The organism is Streptomyces sp. NBC_01003 (assembly GCF_045162695.1).
Lineage (GTDB): Bacteria > Actinomycetota > Actinomycetes > Streptomycetales > Streptomycetaceae > Streptomyces.
Window position 1 is genome coordinate 9,023,550 of sequence record NZ_CP108707.1, and the last position, 15,599, is coordinate 9,039,148.

Genomic DNA, 15,599 nt, shown 5'->3' on the forward strand with positions numbered 1-15,599 from the left:
CCCGTATCGACGGCCTCACACCGGAAGCCACCGACCACGTCCCGTTGGACCGCCGGCCGAGCCCGCGGCGCCACTCGTGACCACACCTCAGGAAGGCACTTCGATGACCCAGGTCTCCACCGCCCCGGTGGCCGCCCCCACCGCCGTCCCCGGACCCACCGGCAAGCTGCGCGCCCTGCACGCGATGTCCGGCAATCCACTGGACTACTTCAACGATCTGCGCGACCAGTACGGCCCCGTCGTGCGCGTCCCGCTCGGTTTCCGCGATCTGTACCTGGTCAGCGACCCGGAGGCGGTCCACGAGGTCCTGGTCACGTCGCACCGCAACTTCACGAAGGCCACCATGAGCGCCGGGCGCGGCGAGTGGGTCGCCCCGCTCTCGGTGATCTTCGGCAACAGCCTGACCACCAGCGACGGCGAGTACCACCGCAAGCAGCGCAGGCTGATACAGCCGATGTTCCATCACGAGCGCGTCGCCGGCTACGGCCGTGCCTTTGCCGAGATCTCCGACGACATCCAGTCCGGCTGGAAGGACGGGGCCCGGCTCGATCTGACGGTCGAGATGACCGAGCTGACCCTCGCCGTAGTGGCCCGCACGATCTTCGACGTCTCGCTCGACAGCGATGCTGCCCGCACCATCCGCACCGGCATCCCGCGCGACGAGGGTCCGCTGCGCTGGGATTCCCTGCCCTTCGCCCGCTATCTGTCGAAGCTGCCGCTGCCCGGCAACAAGCGCTTCTTCGAGGGCCGGGCCAAACTCGATGCCATCGTCTACGGGCTCATCGAGGAGCGCAGGCAGGGCGACGGTCAGGGGGACGACCTGCTCTCCCTGCTGCTCGCGTCGCGCGACGCCGACACCGGGGAACCGTTGGAGGACTACCAGGTACGGGACGAAGCGATCACCATGCTCATGGCCGGCCACGAAACCACGGCCAACGCTCTCGCCTGGTCCTACCACCTGCTCGGCAGCAACCCCGAGGCACGGAAGCGGATGCACGAGGAGATCGACGAGGTGCTCGGCGACCGGCTGCCCACGATCGAGGACCTGCCCCGCCTCGTGTGGACCGACGCGGTGCTCTCCGAGGCGATGCGCCTGTACCCGCCGATCATGGGCATGGCCCGCCGTCCCCTGGAGGAGTTCGAGCTCTGTGGCCACCGCATTCCCAAGGACAGCTTCGTCGCGCTCGTCCCGTGGGTGAACCACCGCGATCCCAAGTGGTGGCCGCAGCCGGAGCTCTTCGCCCCGCAGCGCTGGCTCAAGAACCCGCAGCCCGCCGACGCGGCGGACGAGCTCACCGGTCACGCGGTACAGCCCGGACGCCCGCGCCTGGCCTATCTTCCCTTCGGCGCCGGTCCGCGGCAGTGCATCGGCAGCAGCTTCTCGCAGATGGAAGGCGTCATGGCGCTGGCCACCGTGGGGCGGAACTGGGAGTTCGAGCCCGTTCCCGGATTCACGGTCGACCCGCTGGCAAGGATCACCATCCGACCGCGGCACGGTCTGCCGATGACAGCCAGGCGCCGCTGAGCGTGTTGCGTCCTTTGGTCCTGGATCACCTCGCGCCGTGATCACCAGGCGGCATCACTGACAGAAATCCGAAGGGAATACCCGCACATGTCCAGCATCACCCAGATCGCATTCGACAAAGAAGAGCTGCGCTCCCTCATCGCCGACGTCCTCGAGCTCGACGTGGAGGAGGTCACGGACGACGCCGATTTCGTGCAGGACCTGGAGGTCGACTCCCTGATGGCGCTGGCGATCGTCTTCCGGCTGGAGAAGCAGTACGGCGTCAAGCTGGAGGAGAGCGACCTCAAGCAGGTCTCGTCGCTCATCCAGGTCCTTCAGCTGATCACGGACAAGCGCACCGCGCAGGCCGCATCCTGACCTGCCCGCGGCTCACGCGGCCGGCCGTGCGCCCTCCGAGAGCGGAGGGCGCACGGCCGACCGCTCCCTCACAGACCCTGCTCGACACGGCTTTTCAGGAGAAGGACATGCCCGACACCCAGCGACCGGTGGCGCTCGTCTCGGGCGGCTCCCGAGGCATTGGCCGCGCCATCGTGTCCCGGCTGGCCCACGACGGATTCGATGTCGCGTTCTGCTACCGCTCGGACGCGGACGCAGCCGACGAGGTCGTCAGGTCGGTCACCGATACCGGAGCCCGCGTCGTCCCCCACCGCGTCGACGTCGCGTCTCTGGAGGAGGTCCGGGCGTTCACCGACGCCGCGGAGAGTGATCTCGGCCCGATCGACGCCGTGGTGACCTCCGCGGGAGTGGTACGTGACAACCCCCTGGTGAGGATGACCGGCGAGGACTGGGGCGATGTCATGGCGACCAACCTCGACGGCACCTACAACATGTGCCGCTCGGCCATCTTCTCGTTCATGAAGCGCCGCGCCGGCTGTGTGGTGACGCTGTCGTCCATAGCCGGGATTTACGGCAACGCCACGCAGACCAACTACGCGGCTTCCAAGGCGGGGATCATCGGCTTCACCAAGTCCCTGGCCAAGGAGTGCGGAAAGTACGGCGTACGCGCCAATGTCGTGGCGCCCGGCCTCATCGAGACCGACATGACCGCCGGCCTGACCGAGGCGGTCAAGAAGGACATCGTCGACGGCGTTCCGCTCGGCCGCTTCGGCACCCCCGACGACGTCGCCGACCTGGTCTCCTTCCTCGTCTCCGACCGCGCCCGCTACATCTCCGGTCAGGTCCTGGGCGTGGACGGCGGCCTGGTGATCTGAGCACACCCCGCCCCGATCCATCGATCATGAGAGAAGTGTCTGTCGCACCTGCTCCGCCCGTTCGCGACGACGCCCGGCGCGGCCGGTGGCGCGGAGTGCCGGCATTGCCGTTGGCGCCTGTCGTGGCCCTGCACACCGTCCTGGAATTCCTCGATCGCTCTTTGACCACGCAGGAAGGACACCCGGACCGATGAGGCTCGGACTCAATCTCCGCTACCTCGGCAACCTGGGCGCCGGAGCCCGGCCGCGGGAATCCGCTCGGTACGTTCGCGAGGCCGAGCGCCTGGGCTTCTCGGTGGCCTGGACTGCCGAAGTGTTCAGCTCGGACACGGTCTCGCTGCTCGGCTGGCTAGCCGCGCAGACCTCGCGCATCGATCTGGGCACGGCGGCGATGCAGATCCCCGCCCGCACCCCCGCGATGACGGCGATGACCGCCGCCACCCTCGACCTGCTCTCCGAAGGCCGATTCCGCCTCGGACTCGGAGTGTCCGGGCCACAGGTCGCCGAGGGCTGGCACGGCGCCCGGTTCGAAAAGCCGCTGGCACGCACTCGCGAGTACGTCGACGTCGTCAGGATGGCCCTGCAGCGCAAGACCGTCGCCTACGACGGAGAGCACTACCGCTTGCCGCTCCCGGACGGCCCAGGCAAGGCCCTCCAGCTGGGCATGCGCCCTCGGCGCAAGCACGTACCGGTCTACCTCGCGGCCGTCGGCCCGGCCAACATGCGTCTGGCGGGCGAGATCGCGGACGGCTGGCTCTCCGTCTTCTTTCAGCCCGAGTTCAGGCAGGAGTTCCTGGCGGAACTGCGCACCGGACGGGAGCGCAAGGGGGCGGATCTGCGGGGATTCGACGTGGTGGCGGCGGTGCCGGTCGCGACCGGCGGCAATCTCGCCGACTGCGCCGACCGGGTTCGCGCCTTCACCACCCACTACGTGGGCGGGATGGGCTCACGCCAGCACAACTTCTACAACCGGCTCATGGCCCGCACCGGCTTCCCCGACGAGGCCGAACAGGTGCAAAAACTCTACCTGGACGGGAAGTTGCGTGCGGCCACCGAGGCCATGCCGCAGGAATTCCTCGACCGCACCGCCCTGCTGGGTTCCACCGACCGCATCGCGGACCGGCTGCGGGCGTACGCCGAAGCCGGAGTCACCACCCTCTCGGCCATGATCTTTCCGGAACACGTCGAACAGGGCATCGCGACCCTGCGCACCCTGGCGGAGGCCATGGACAAGGCCGGAGTGGGAGACTGAGGCTCGACTACGACGTCCTCACCGCGACATCCGCGGCTCAAGGGAGCGTCACCACCTGGCCGCGCCGGCTCACCACCACGTGCCGACCTGCAGATGGTCCGGGTGCGCTCGACACTCCCGTTGGTGCTTTGGAAGCGCAAACGAAACGGTTGAGCCAGGGCCTCGACAAGGGACCCTGAGAAGTCCGCTGCCAGAAGGAGAAGTTCCTCCTCGAAGCACGCGAAGCCATGGTGACGGTCGGTGCTGACCAGATATCCAAGGCCGGGCGACGATGCCACTGATCGGTACGCCAAGTGAAGCGGCGTACGGGAACGCTTGACAGCGAGTCGACCTCGCTCAGGTCTTTGACGGCACGGCCGACCAAAGTCCGCCCGAAACGCCACGCCGTAGTCCGCCGGGCACACCAGCCGTCTGGCATGACCAGCTGACCGACCGCATCGGCCGGGACCGTGTGCACTCGGGCGAGATCGTGCAACGTGCAGGTCGACATCGTGCTCTAGAGACACCTGGCGGCTGTGGTCACAGGCGCCTTTTCGTACGGTCGTCGGGGGCGCGGGGTCAGCCGAGCTGCCCGGACGGCCGCATGGTGATGTGGTTGATGTCCACGCCCGCAGGCTGGTTGACGGCGAAGACGATCGTGTCCGCGATGTGCTCGGCGGTCATCGCCGGCGCCGCCTCGGGGGTGCCGCCGCGCTGGTCCCAGAACGGGGTGTCCACCACCCCGGGGGCGATGACGGTCACGCCGACCCCGTCCTTGCCGACCAGCAGCCGGGTGTTCTCCGCCAGCGCGTGCGCGGCCCACTTGGTGACCGAGTACAGATTGCCGGGCGTGTTGCGCACCCCGGCGACCGAACCGATGATCACGATCCGGCCCTTGGACTCCCTGAGGTGCGGCAGGGTCTCCCGCACCAGCAGGGCCGGGCCCAGGACGTTGGTGAGGACCATGGCGCGCATGTCCTCGGGGGCGTGGCTCTCCAGGTTGCCGGGCAGCGAGAAACCGGCGTTGGCGATGACGTTGTCCAGCCGGCCCCACGCGTCCACCACGTGGCGCACGGCGGAGGCGACGTCGTGTTCGTCGCTGGTGTCGCCGGTGATCGTCAGCAGCCGCTCGCCCGCTGCGGCCGAAGCGGCGAAGGCGGCGAGCTTGTCCGCGTCACGTCCGGTGACGGCCACGCGGTGGCCCTGCTTGAGCAGGGCGCGGGCGGTGGCGGCGCCGATTCCGGTCGAGCCACCGGTGATCAGCGTGACGGGTTCCATGTGACGGCCTCCTGAGTGGTGTGGTCATCGGGGATCCGCCAGGATCCTGGACGACGATGAACGCGAGGTGGCGCGTGAGGTCGAACGGCTCCGGGCCCCCGGTTCCCCGGAACGCCCGCACTATAACTTCAGGGAAACCGCAAAGGCTCTACGTAACTGGGCCGGGGGGAAGGCTGCAGCCCTGCGTCACGGGCTCGCTGAGACGTCCATGCCGCCCATAGCAGGATGGCCGAGATCCCCAGGACGGCGCCGACCACATCCGGGACGGTGGGCCCCCGGCCCGACGGAAACACCATGAGAACCACAACGACTACCGCTGTCTTGATCCGGGTGTCCGCCAGCGGGCGCCATGCGACGGTGGCCAGGGGCACCGCACCCCATAGCAGGTACCAGCCTTGCACGGCTGGAGCACACACCACCAAAGCCAACAACCCCAGGGCCGTGGCGCGTTCGGCGCCGAGGCGAGGAGCGCGCGCCAGGAAGTACAAGGCGCCGCAGCCCCCTGCCAAGGTGCCGATCGCACGCATCACTGTCACCGGGTCCGGCGTGGTGTCCCAGCCGGCTTCGGTCCCGATCCACCTCAGCAGCCGCCCGACGTCCGTGGCCACTGACATCGGCGTGTACGAGTGGGCCGGCGTGCGGATCGTATGGAGCCAACCCCAGCCCAGCCCGCTGAGCGTCACCGTCAGCACCAGCGTCCCGACGGCCGCGAGGAGGATCCCCGCCGCGCGGCCCAAGCGTCGCCAGCGGCCCGTCTGACCGGCGACTGCCACCAGGGCGGCGCACCCCAACGCCACCGCGGCCGGGGCCTTCACCAACGCGGCGCACGTCAGCGCGACAACGCCCAGAACCCATCGTCCCGACCGGCACGCCACAAGACCGGTCATCATCAAGCCGAGCATCAGCGCCTCGTTGTGTGCCCCGCCCACCAGGTGGGCCAGCACCAGCGGATTCAACGACGCTGCCCACCAGGCGCCTGAGCCGTCGCCGCCCGACCGGGTCGCGAGCCACTGAACCGACCAGGCCAGCAGGGCGAGCCCGGCGAGCGCGGCCACCCGATGGAGCACGACAGCGGCGACCACATGGTGTTCGCCGGTCACGAAGACCACGGCCCGACTCACCAGAACGGACAGGGGGCCGTACGGAGCCGGCGCGTCCCGCCACACTTCGGGGACATTTGCAGCGAGATGCCCGCCGAGTGCCGAGGGCCCGACTTCGTACACGTTCCAGGAGCGCCCGGCCAGTGCGCCCTGGGCCACGTAGCTGTAGATGTCCATGCTGAACAGCGCCGGCGCCGGGAGCAGAGGCAGCGCCCAGCCGCCCAGCGTGAGCCACTGGCGCCGTCTGCTCATCACCGCGCCGGCCCGCAGCAGCGTGCCCAACTGCCACCAGGACCAGAGCAGCAGACTGAGTCCCGCATACGCCGCCGTCGCACCGATCAGCGCGAGGGCGGGTCCCGGGGCTCCCCAGATCCCGTTCGGCACGCCGCGCGGCAGAGCGCCGGCGCCCCAGGCACCGCATGAGAGCAACGCAGAACCCCACATGCCGCGCTGTGCCCAGACCCGAATACCGCTATCCGCCGCTCTCATTCGCACGAAGGTAGAGCGCTTTCCGGATCACCGCACCAGCTCTGCCCCAATGAATGGCAAACGCCGGATGTCACCTGTGTCCGCGGCCGGGATGGGTCCATGGTCACAGCTTGGATCATGCGCCGCTGCCGAGTCCACGGGCGTGCCCACGATGTGGACATACGGAGGGGTGAATTCCGGCCGGTGCATACGATCCGACGGTACGTCCTCGCACCACACCGGAAGGCGCTCGTGAGTACCACCTCCCCCCTGTCCACCAGCACATCTCCGGTGACGCCGTCGGGCACGGTACTGATCCGCTCCGCGGCCGACGTCTCCGATCTCGTCAACTCGGGCACGGCGCGGGGCCGGCACGCCAAGATGATCGTGATCATCGCGCTCGGCGGCATCTTCCTCGACGCGTACGACCTGAGTTCCCTGGCCTACGGGCTGCCCGACATCACCCGGCAGTTCGGCCTCAGCTCCACCATGGCCGGCACGGTCACCGCCTCGATCAGCGTCGGTTCGCTCCTCGGCGCCCTCGTCGGCGGCTGGCTCGTCGACCGGATCGGCCGCTACCGCGTCTTCATGGCCAACATGCTCTTCTTCGTCGCTACCGCGCTGGTGTGCGCGGTCGCGCAGGACGTGTGGACGCTGATCGCCGCGCGCTTCGTGATGGGCATCGGCGTCGGCATGGACATCCCGGTCGCGATCGCGTTCCTCGCCGAGTTCTCCCGGCTGCACGGCAAGGGCAGCAAGGGCTCTCGCACGGCCGCCTGGTCACCTGCCTGGTACACCGCGACCAGCGGCTGCTACCTCGTGATCATGCTGCTGTACTTCGTCCTGCCGGACGCCCAGTTGGGCTGGCTGTGGCGGTTCACCGTCGGCTTCGGCGCGGTCCCCGCGCTGCTGGTACTGCTGCTGCGCCGGCGCTACATGAACGAGTCCCCGACCTGGGCCGCCGACCAGGGCGACCTGGAAGGCGCGGCGAAGATCCTGCGGCAGTCGTACGGCGTGGACGCGCGCGTCGCCGACGACGTGCCCGAGACGGCGCCCCGCCCGCCCCGCACCGGCCTCGGCGCGTACGCGCGGCTCTTCGCCCCGCCGTACCGCACGCGCACGATCCAGTCGGTGACCGTCGGTCTTGCGGAGACCTTCGGCTACAACGCGGTCGCGTTCGGACTGCCGATCATCATCGCCACGCTGATGACCCAGGGCCCGCTCACCACGATCGCGTCCTCCTTCGCCCTGAACCTCGTCTTCGCCCTGACCGGTGGGCTGCTCGGCATCCGCTGGGCGTCGACCCGCGGCGCCTGGCCGATGATGACGCTGGGCTTCGCGATCCAGTTCGTCGCCATCACGGTGCTCGGCCTCATCGGGGATCCGTCCGGGACGGCCGTCGTGACGGCGGGCATCCTGATGCTCGGCGCGTTCATGTTCGCGCAGGGCTTCGGCCCCGGCGCACACATCATGAGCTACGCCTCGCTGGGCTTCCCGACGTCGATGCGCGGTGTCAGCATCGGCTTCAACCAGGCCGTGCTGCGCCTGGGTTCGACCCTGACCCTCTTCTTCTTCCCCATCCTCAGCACTGGCCTCGGCACCCACGTCTACTGGGTCATCCTCGCCGCCCCCGTCCTCGGCCTGACGGCCCTGCTGGCGAAGCGCTGGGAGCCGATCGGCTTCGACGCGGACGCGGAGGAACGGAGCCGGTCCGGGGCGGCGGCAGCCAAGGCATGAAGGACTGAACGCCCGTGCCCCGGCCGACGTGTTGTCGGTCGGGGCACGGGTGTTCAGGCGGCGCGAGTGCCTACTGGCCCCCGTCGCACATGCCTTCCTCCAGCTCGGAGATCGGCCGGTCGCCGGAGGCGACGCAGATCCACTGCGTGGGTTCCTCGGCGTACGCCCAGCTGCGGGGGTCGGCGAGGAGCTCGGTCAGCTCCTCACCGGTGACCTCCTGGCCCGCGCCGTACGCGGGCCACTCGTGCGACCGGAACACTCTGATGAACCCCAGGGGCTGCCAGCAGGCGATGAGCCGGGCGAAGCGCGGAATGTGCTTCTTCCACTCCTCCTCGTCCTCGCCCTGCGTCCAGTCGGCGAGCACGGCCCAGAGGTCGGAGGCCTCTCCACCGTTGATGTAGAGGCAGTATTCGTCGTCGGCCCAGTCCTTCACGGATAGCTCCTCGTTCCAGCCACTCGACCACCCATCGGCACTCCTCGAAGGTGGCATCAGATTCCCGCCCGGCCGCCGCGCCGTCGACCGGTGCGCCAACCCGCCGTAGCGTTGTACCAAAGCGCCGAGCAGAGATCCTCGATCGCACTGGGCACCGCTGATTCGGGAGAGGGGCGATGGTGTGGAGGACACAGGAACGGAAGAGGGGCGGGGTGATCCCGGGCTCTTCGGGCCAGGGTCGGTCACCTGGCAGGTGCACGCGGATCCGATGATGTGGGTCGCCGGTGTGCGTGCGCTCTACTTTCAGGCGCTCCTTCCGCGTGCCGTGCGGGGCGTCATGCAGAACTCGGACTTCCGGAAGGACGCCTGGGGGCGGCTGATGCGGACGGCCGGTTTCGTCGGTACGACCACGTACGGGACCACCGAGGCCGCCGAACGTGCCGGTGCCCGCGTGCGGAAGATCCACAGCCGTCTGAAGGTCACCGACCCCGATACCGGTGAACGGTACGGCGTCGATGAGCCGGAGCTGCTCCTGTGGGTGCACTGCGCCGAGATCGACTCCTACCTCCACGTCGCGCGCCGCTCCGGGTTCCGGCTCACGGACGCGCAGGCCGACCAGTACATCGCCGAGCACCGCACCAGCGCCCGGCTGGTGGGCCTCGACCCCGCCGACGTGCCCGGCGACCGGGCCGGACTCGCCGCGTACTTCGAGAAGACGAGACCCCTGCTCGCCGCGGGTCCGGAGGCCCAGGATGTCGACGACTTCCTGCGCAGACCGCCCGTCCACCCGCTGCTGATCCCGGCGCGCGCGACGCTCTGGAGGCGCGTGTCGCATCTGGCGTACGCCTCTCTGCCGCCGTACGCCCACGAGTTGTACGGCAGGCCGGCCCCGGCACCGGCCGCAGTGACCCGAGGGCTGCGGTTCACCGGCACCGTCCTGCGCTGCGTTCCCGCAGGTGTGCGCTGGCAACTCCCGCCGAAACACATCCTGCGCGCCATGTCACGACTCGGCCCCGGCAGCCGACCGGCACCGTACAAAATCGGGAGTCGGACGGCCATACTGGACAGGCCGGGGAGGGCGCAGCGAGGTGACGGGGGCGACAGCGCGAGATGCCGGAGTCGGGGGAGACCAGGCTGATCCAGGGCCGGTACCGGCTGCTCGATCTCATCGGGCGGGGCGGTATGGGCGAAGTGTGGCGCGCCAGGGACGAGTCGCTCGGGCGCAGAGTCGCGGTCAAGTGCCTCAAGCCGATGGGGCCGCAGCACGACCAGTCCTTCACCCGGGTCCTGCGGGAGCGCTTCCGCAGGGAGGCCCGGGTGGCGGCCGCCCTTCAGCATCGCGGGGTGACCGTCGTCCACGACTTCGGCGAGCACGAAGGCGTGCTGTACCTCGTGATGGAGCTTCTGGAGGGCAAGAACCTCAGCCAGCTCCTGGAGGACAACAAGCAGCACCCGTTACCCGTCGCCGACATCGTCGAGATCGCCGGCCAGGTCTCGGCCGCGCTCGCCTACACGCACGAACAGGGCATCGTCCACCGTGATTTGAAGCCCGCGAACATCATGCGGCTCGCCGACGGCACGGTGAAGATCTGCGACTTCGGCATCGCGCGCCTCGGCCACGACATCGGCTTCACCTCACGCCTCACCGGCACCGGCATCGCGATGGGTACCCCGCACTACATGTCGCCCGAGCAGATCGGCGGCGACCATGTCGACCAGCGCAGCGACCTGTACTCGTTCGGCTGCGTGCTCTACGAGATCGCGACCGGAGCGCCGCCGTTCGACCTGGAGGACGCCTGGGCCGTCCTCGTCGGGCACCGCGACACCGCGCCCGAACCGCCCCGCACGCACCGGGCCGAGCTCCCCGGCTTCCTGGACCGGATCATCGTCGACCTCCTCGCGAAGGACCCGGACGAACGGCCGCGGGACGCCCGCGAACTGGCCCGGCGGATCGGTGACGGCCGTTCCCCGTCCGGATATGTGCCGACGGTGGCCACCGCCCCGGTACGGCAGACGGCGGTCGAGCCGCGGCAGCCGGTGTCCCGTGAACCGCGGCTGCCGTCCTGGACGCGCGGCATGACGACGGGCCACAAGGCGGCCGGCCCACCCCTGCTGCGCGGCACACCGCCCGACGCGGCCGCGGGCCTGGCCGGGGAGTGGATCGCGCGCCCCGAGTCGCGGCGCGGGGAGCAGCCCGTGCGCACGGAACGCCCCACGCCGGCACCGGAGTTGGTCGCCCATCTCGCCGCCCGGCACAGCGCGGGCCTGAGCCTCGGCCGGCTCGGGCGCTGGGAGGAGGCCGGCGAGGTCCACCGCGCCGTCGCGGCGGAGCGCGAGCACGCGCTTGGCCCCGACCACCCCGAGACGCTCGCCAGCCGCTACGAGGTCGCCTTCACGCTCAGCCGCACCGGCCGCCCCGCCGACGCCCTGCGCGAGTACCGCCGCGTCACCGAGGGGTGCGAGCGGGTCCTCGGCCCCGAGCACCCCGAAACGCTCGGCGCCCGGCAGGAAATGGCGTACGTCCTGGGCCAGTTGGGGCGCCACTTCGACGCGCACGAGGTGTACACATCGGTGCTCGCGACGCGTGAGCGGGCCATGGGCCCCGACCATCCGGACACCCTGCGCTGCCGCCACAACCTCGCGTACAACCTCAGCCGGCTCGGGCGACTCGAGGACTCGTACCGCATGGCGCGCGAGGTCGCCTCGGCGCGCGCCCGCGTCCTCGGCGCCGGCCATCCGGACACGCTCGTCACGCGCTACGAAGTCGCTTACGCACTGGGTCAGTTGGGTCGCTGGACCGAGGCCCTGCGCACTTACCGCGAGGTGGCGGAGGCCCGCGGACAGGCGCTAGGCCCCGACCATCCGGACACACTCGCCTCGCGCTACGAGGTGGGCATCAGCCTGGGCCGGCTCGGCCGCAGCGCCGAGGCCCTCGGCCTCTACCGCGACCTCATCGACGACCGTACGCGCGTCAGCGGCGCGGCCCACCCCGAGACCCTGCGCACCCGCCACGGCCTCGGCGTCAACCTGGGGCGGATGGGCCGCTGGGAGGAAGCGCTCGCCGAGGCCCGCGACGTCTGCGCGATCCGCGCCCGGGTCCTCGGGGCCGATCACCCGGACACGCTGGTCAGCCGACGCGAGGTGGCCGTCGGACTCGGCTGGCTCGGCAGGTGGTCCGACGCGCTCGACGAGTACCGCCGGGTCGCCGCGGCCCGCGAAGAGGTCCTCGGCGCCGACCACCCCGACACCCTCGCCAGCCGCAACGACGAGGCACACTGCCTGGAACAACTCGGCCGCGGCACGGAGGCGGTCGAGCTGTACCGCCGAGTGGCGGCGCTGCGCCAGCAGCGGGCGTCGGGGGGACACTGAGGGGCTGCGTGCGGTCGGCTGCCCGCGAGTGACGCCTGCGGCCGCCTGCCTCGCGTCGTCTGCCTCGGGTCGTTTGCCTGCGGTCGTGTGCCTGGGTTCGGCTCCCTGTGATCATTTGCCCGTGAGGGGCGCCCGAGGTCTGCCTGCGGTCGGTTTCCCCGCGAGTGACGCCTGCGGCCGCCTGCCTCGGGTCGTTTGCCTGCGGTCGTGTGCCTGGGTTCGGCTCCCTGTGATCATTTGCCCGTGAGGGGCGCCCGAGGTCTGCCTGCGGTCGGTTTCCCGCGAGTGACGCCTGCGGCCGCCTGCCTCGGGTCGTTTGCCTGCGGTCGTGTGCCTGGGTTCGGCTCCCTGTGATCATTTGCCCGTGAGGGGCGCCCGAGGTCTGCCTGCGGTCGGTTTCCCCGCGAGTGACGCCTGCGGCCGCCTGCCTCGGGTCGTTTGCCTGCGGTCGTGTGCCTGGGTTCGGCTTCCCGTGATCATTTGCCCGTGAGGGAACGCCCGAGGTCTGCCCGCGGTCGGTTTCCCCGCGAGTGACGTCCAGGCTCCTCCGCCTGCGGTCGGCCTCCCGCGGTCGCGGGCCTGCGGCGCCTGCCCGCGATCGTCCACCTGGGACGGGTTGCCTGCCCACGCGTGCCCGCCCGTCCGTACTCCTCCGCTTCGCGATCCCCCGAGCCAGGGTCTGGCCCGGCATGATCGGCTCGTGTTACCAAGAGGGATGCCAGCACACGAGCGCTACGACGTCGTCATTGTCGGCGGAGGTCACAACGGCCTCGTCGCCGCCGCCTACCTCGCCCGGGCCGGACGTTCCGTCCTGGTTCTCGAGCGGCTCGGCGCCACCGGCGGTGCCGCCGTGTCGACGCGGCCCTTCACCGGGGTCGACGCACGCCTGTCGCGGTACTCGTACCTGGTCAGCCTGCTGCCCCACAAGATCGTCGACGATCTCGGGCTCGACTTCGCCGTGCGCGGCCGCACCGTGTCCTCGTACACGCCGACCGAGCGCGACGGGCGGGCGACCGGGCTGCTCGTCGGCGGTGGTGAGGAGCGCACCCGCGCCTCCTTCGAGCGCCTCACCGGCGGCGGGCGCGAGTACGCGGCCTGGACCGACTTCTACGAGACGACCCGCCGCGTCGCCGAGCGGGTCTTCCCCACGCTCACCGAGCCGCTGCCGAGCAGAGACGCGCTCCGGCAGCGCGTCGACGACGAGGCCGCCTGGCGGATGCTCTTCGAGGAGCCGATCGGCGCCGCCGTCGAGGAACGCTTCAGGGACGACCTGGTGCGCGGCGTGGTCCTCACCGATGCCCTCATCGGTACGTTCGCCGACGCCCACGACGCGTCCCTCCAGCAGAACCGCTGCTTCCTCTACCACGTGATCGGCAACGGCACCGGCGACTGGGACGTGCCCGTCGGCGGCATGGGCGCCCTCACCGACGCCCTCGCCAACGCCGCCCGCGCGGCCGGCGCCGAGCTCGTCACCGGGCACGAGGTGACCCGCGTCGAGACCGACGGGCGGCACGCCGAGGTGACGTACGAGTCGGAGCGCGGCGCGGGCCGCGTCGGCGCCGGGCACGTGCTCGTCAACGCGTCGCCGCAGGCCCTCGCGGCCCTCGTCGGCGACGAGCCGCCCGCCCCGGCCGAGGGTGCGCAGCTCAAGGTCAACATGCTCCTGACCCGGCTGCCGAAGCTGCGCGACACGTCCGTCGACCCGCGCGAGGCGTTCGCCGGAACGTTCCATATCGCCGAGGGCTACGAGCAGTTGGCGACCGCGTACGGCCAGGCGGCGGCCGGGTCACTGCCCGCGGCGCCCCCGTCGGAGATCTACTGCCACTCGCTGACCGACCCGAGCATCCTCGCCCCGGACCTCGTCGCGCGCGGCTACCAGACCCTCACCCTGTTCGGCCTGCACACGCCCGCCCGGCTCTTCGCGGGCGACAACGACGCCGCCCGCGCCGAGCTCCTGAAAGCCACCCTCGCCCAGCTCGACGCGCAGCTCGCCGAGCCGATCGAGGACTGCCTCGCCCCGGACGCCGACGGCCGGCCGTGCATCGAGGCGAAGACCCCGCTCGACCTGGAGCGGGACCTGCGCCTGCCGGGCGGCAACATCTTCCACCGCGACCTGTCCTTCCCGTACTCCCAGGAGGGGACGGGCCGTTGGGGCGTCGAGACCGCCCACGCCAACGTCCTGCTGTGCGGCGCGGGCGCCGTGCGCGGCGGCGGGGTCAGCGGGATCCCCGGGCACAACGCGGCGATGGCGGTCCTCGGCCACTGAAGCGGTCAGCCGCCGAGGGCGCCGCGCAACGCGGCGATCTTCCGCGGCAGGTCGTACTCGGCTCCTCCCTCGTGACCGTTGTACGGGAACACCTCGATCTCGGCGGGCCCCGCGTAGCGGTGGTAGGCGGCGAACACGGTGGACGACGGGCAGATCTTGTCCATCAGGCCGACCGAGAACCAGGCGGGGCAGGTGGCGCGCGCCGCGAAGTTGACGCCGTCGACGTACGACAGTGTCTCCATCGCGGTCTCGACGCTGAAGCGATGGCCCGACAGCCAGCGCGCGATCTCCGCGTAGGGCCCGTTGTCCGTGATCTGCGAGGCGCGCCGGAAGTGGCACAGGAACGGCACGTCGGCGACGGCCGCGGACAGGTCGTCGCGCAGTCCCGCGACGGCCAGGGCGAGCCCGCCGCCCTGGCTGCCGCCGACGACGGCGATCCGTGAGGCGTCGACGCGCGGGTGGGCCTTCGCGGCGTCCACGGCACGGACGGCGTCGGTGACGAGCCGCCGGTAGTAGTGCCGGTGCGGGTCCTCGATGCCACGGGTGAGGAAGCCGGGCGACGAGGAGCCGTGGCCCTCGGGCGCGATGTCGGGGGTGTCGGCGGTGTTCTTGCCGCCGCCGCCCTGCCCGCGGTTGTCCATGACGAGGTGGGCGAAGCCGAGCGAGCTCCAGGTCAGCCACGAGTAGGGGATGCCGCGTCCGCCGTTGTAGCCGATGTACTGCACGACGGCGGGCAGCGGCTCCGCGTGGCCGCGCGGCAGCAGCAGCCAGGCCTTGACGGGCTGGCCGCCCCAGCCGTTGAACGTCACGTCGTGCACGTCGACCGTGGCGAGGCCCGCGTCGTGCGCCGTGAACCGGGCGTCGAGTGGATGCCGCGCGGCCTCGTCGAGCGTCTTGGCCCAGAACGCGTCGAAGTCGGCGGGTTCCTCGGGCTCGGGACGGTAGTCCCGCAGCCGGTCGAGGGACATGTCGAACAGCAAG

General features: G+C 70.7%; 12 protein-coding genes. 8 read left to right on the forward strand and 4 right to left on the reverse strand.

The window, feature by feature from the left end:
- Window positions 1-103: 103 nt before the first annotated feature.
- The 4 genes from OG698_RS41470 (at window position 104) to OG698_RS41485 (ending at window position 3,988) form a co-directional block, all read left to right on the forward strand.
- The gene (locus OG698_RS41470; protein ID WP_406109345.1) at window positions 104-1,525 is read left to right on the forward strand and encodes a cytochrome P450; all 1,422 of its coding nucleotides are present in this window, start codon (window positions 104-106) and stop codon (window positions 1,523-1,525) included.
- 87 nt (window positions 1,526-1,612) lie between these two features.
- Window positions 1,613-1,882, forward strand: a complete 270-nt coding sequence (locus OG698_RS41475) for an acyl carrier protein (protein WP_406109346.1) — start codon at window positions 1,613-1,615, stop codon at window positions 1,880-1,882.
- A 107-nt stretch (window positions 1,883-1,989) separates the two neighbouring features.
- Complete coding sequence (fabG, locus tag OG698_RS41480; protein WP_406109347.1) at window positions 1,990-2,736, forward strand: 3-oxoacyl-ACP reductase FabG; 747 nt, start codon at window positions 1,990-1,992, stop codon at window positions 2,734-2,736.
- Window positions 2,737-2,926: 190 nt separating this feature from the next.
- Window positions 2,927-3,988: an LLM class F420-dependent oxidoreductase gene (locus OG698_RS41485; protein WP_406109348.1), complete on the forward strand. Its 1,062-nt coding sequence runs from the start codon at window positions 2,927-2,929 to the stop codon at window positions 3,986-3,988.
- 558 nt (window positions 3,989-4,546) lie between these two features.
- Here the strand turns inward: OG698_RS41485 and OG698_RS41490 are convergent.
- Both OG698_RS41490 and mptB read right to left on the reverse strand, forming a co-directional pair.
- A complete protein-coding gene (locus OG698_RS41490; protein WP_406109349.1) occupies window positions 4,547-5,245 on the reverse strand; it encodes an SDR family oxidoreductase in 699 nt (232 codons plus the stop codon).
- Window positions 5,246-5,373: 128 nt separating this feature from the next.
- Window positions 5,374-6,834, reverse strand: a complete 1,461-nt coding sequence (gene mptB, locus OG698_RS41495) for a polyprenol phosphomannose-dependent alpha 1,6 mannosyltransferase MptB (RefSeq protein ID WP_406109350.1) — start codon at window positions 6,832-6,834, stop codon at window positions 5,374-5,376.
- A 231-nt stretch (window positions 6,835-7,065) separates the two neighbouring features.
- Between mptB and OG698_RS41500 the strand changes: the two genes are divergently transcribed.
- Complete coding sequence (locus tag OG698_RS41500) at window positions 7,066-8,550, forward strand: MFS transporter (RefSeq protein WP_406109351.1); 1,485 nt, start codon at window positions 7,066-7,068, stop codon at window positions 8,548-8,550.
- A 70-nt stretch (window positions 8,551-8,620) separates the two neighbouring features.
- On the opposite strand, the gene OG698_RS41505 is transcribed toward OG698_RS41500, so the two are convergent.
- Window positions 8,621-8,983: a hypothetical protein gene (locus tag OG698_RS41505; protein ID WP_406109352.1), complete on the reverse strand. Its 363-nt coding sequence runs from the start codon at window positions 8,981-8,983 to the stop codon at window positions 8,621-8,623.
- A gap of 181 nt (window positions 8,984-9,164) precedes the next feature.
- Here OG698_RS41505 and OG698_RS41510 point away from each other — a divergent pair, with 181 nt between their 5' ends.
- The 3 genes from OG698_RS41510 (at window position 9,165) to OG698_RS41520 (ending at window position 14,618) form a co-directional block, all read left to right on the forward strand.
- A complete protein-coding gene (locus OG698_RS41510) occupies window positions 9,165-10,121 on the forward strand; it encodes an oxygenase MpaB family protein (RefSeq protein WP_406109353.1) in 957 nt (318 codons plus the stop codon).
- Window positions 10,094-12,352 carry a tetratricopeptide repeat protein gene (locus tag OG698_RS41515; RefSeq protein WP_406109354.1) on the forward strand — a complete coding sequence of 753 codons (2,259 nt, stop codon included), beginning with the start codon at window positions 10,094-10,096 and terminating at the stop codon, window positions 12,350-12,352. Before OG698_RS41510 ends, OG698_RS41515 begins: the two co-directional genes overlap by 28 nt.
- Before the next feature lie 715 nt (window positions 12,353-13,067).
- On the forward strand, window positions 13,068-14,618 hold the full coding sequence (locus OG698_RS41520; protein ID WP_406109355.1) for a phytoene desaturase family protein: 1,551 nt from the start codon (window positions 13,068-13,070) through the stop codon (window positions 14,616-14,618).
- Window positions 14,619-14,623: 5 nt separating this feature from the next.
- Here the strand turns inward: OG698_RS41520 and OG698_RS41525 are convergent, their stop codons facing one another.
- Complete coding sequence (locus tag OG698_RS41525; protein ID WP_406109356.1) at window positions 14,624-15,598, reverse strand: acetylxylan esterase; 975 nt, start codon at window positions 15,596-15,598, stop codon at window positions 14,624-14,626.
- Window position 15,599: the final 1 nt, after the last annotated feature.

Coding starts and splice junctions, on each gene's coding strand:
- OG698_RS41470 (WP_406109345.1), top strand. CDS start 104: ATGACCCAGGTCTCCACCGCCCCGGTGGCCGCCCCCACCGCCGTCCCC.
- OG698_RS41475 (WP_406109346.1), top strand. CDS start 1,613: ATGTCCAGCATCACCCAGATCGCATTCGACAAAGAAGAGCTGCGCTCC.
- fabG (WP_406109347.1), top strand. CDS start 1,990: ATGCCCGACACCCAGCGACCGGTGGCGCTCGTCTCGGGCGGCTCCCGA.
- OG698_RS41485 (WP_406109348.1), top strand. CDS start 2,927: ATGAGGCTCGGACTCAATCTCCGCTACCTCGGCAACCTGGGCGCCGGA.
- OG698_RS41490 (WP_406109349.1), bottom strand. CDS start 5,245: ATGGAACCCGTCACGCTGATCACCGGTGGCTCGACCGGAATCGGCGCC.
- mptB (WP_406109350.1), bottom strand. CDS start 6,834: ATGAGAGCGGCGGATAGCGGTATTCGGGTCTGGGCACAGCGCGGCATG.
- OG698_RS41515 (WP_406109354.1), top strand. CDS start 10,094: ATGCCGGAGTCGGGGGAGACCAGGCTGATCCAGGGCCGGTACCGGCTG.
- OG698_RS41520 (WP_406109355.1), top strand. CDS start 13,068: ATGCCAGCACACGAGCGCTACGACGTCGTCATTGTCGGCGGAGGTCAC.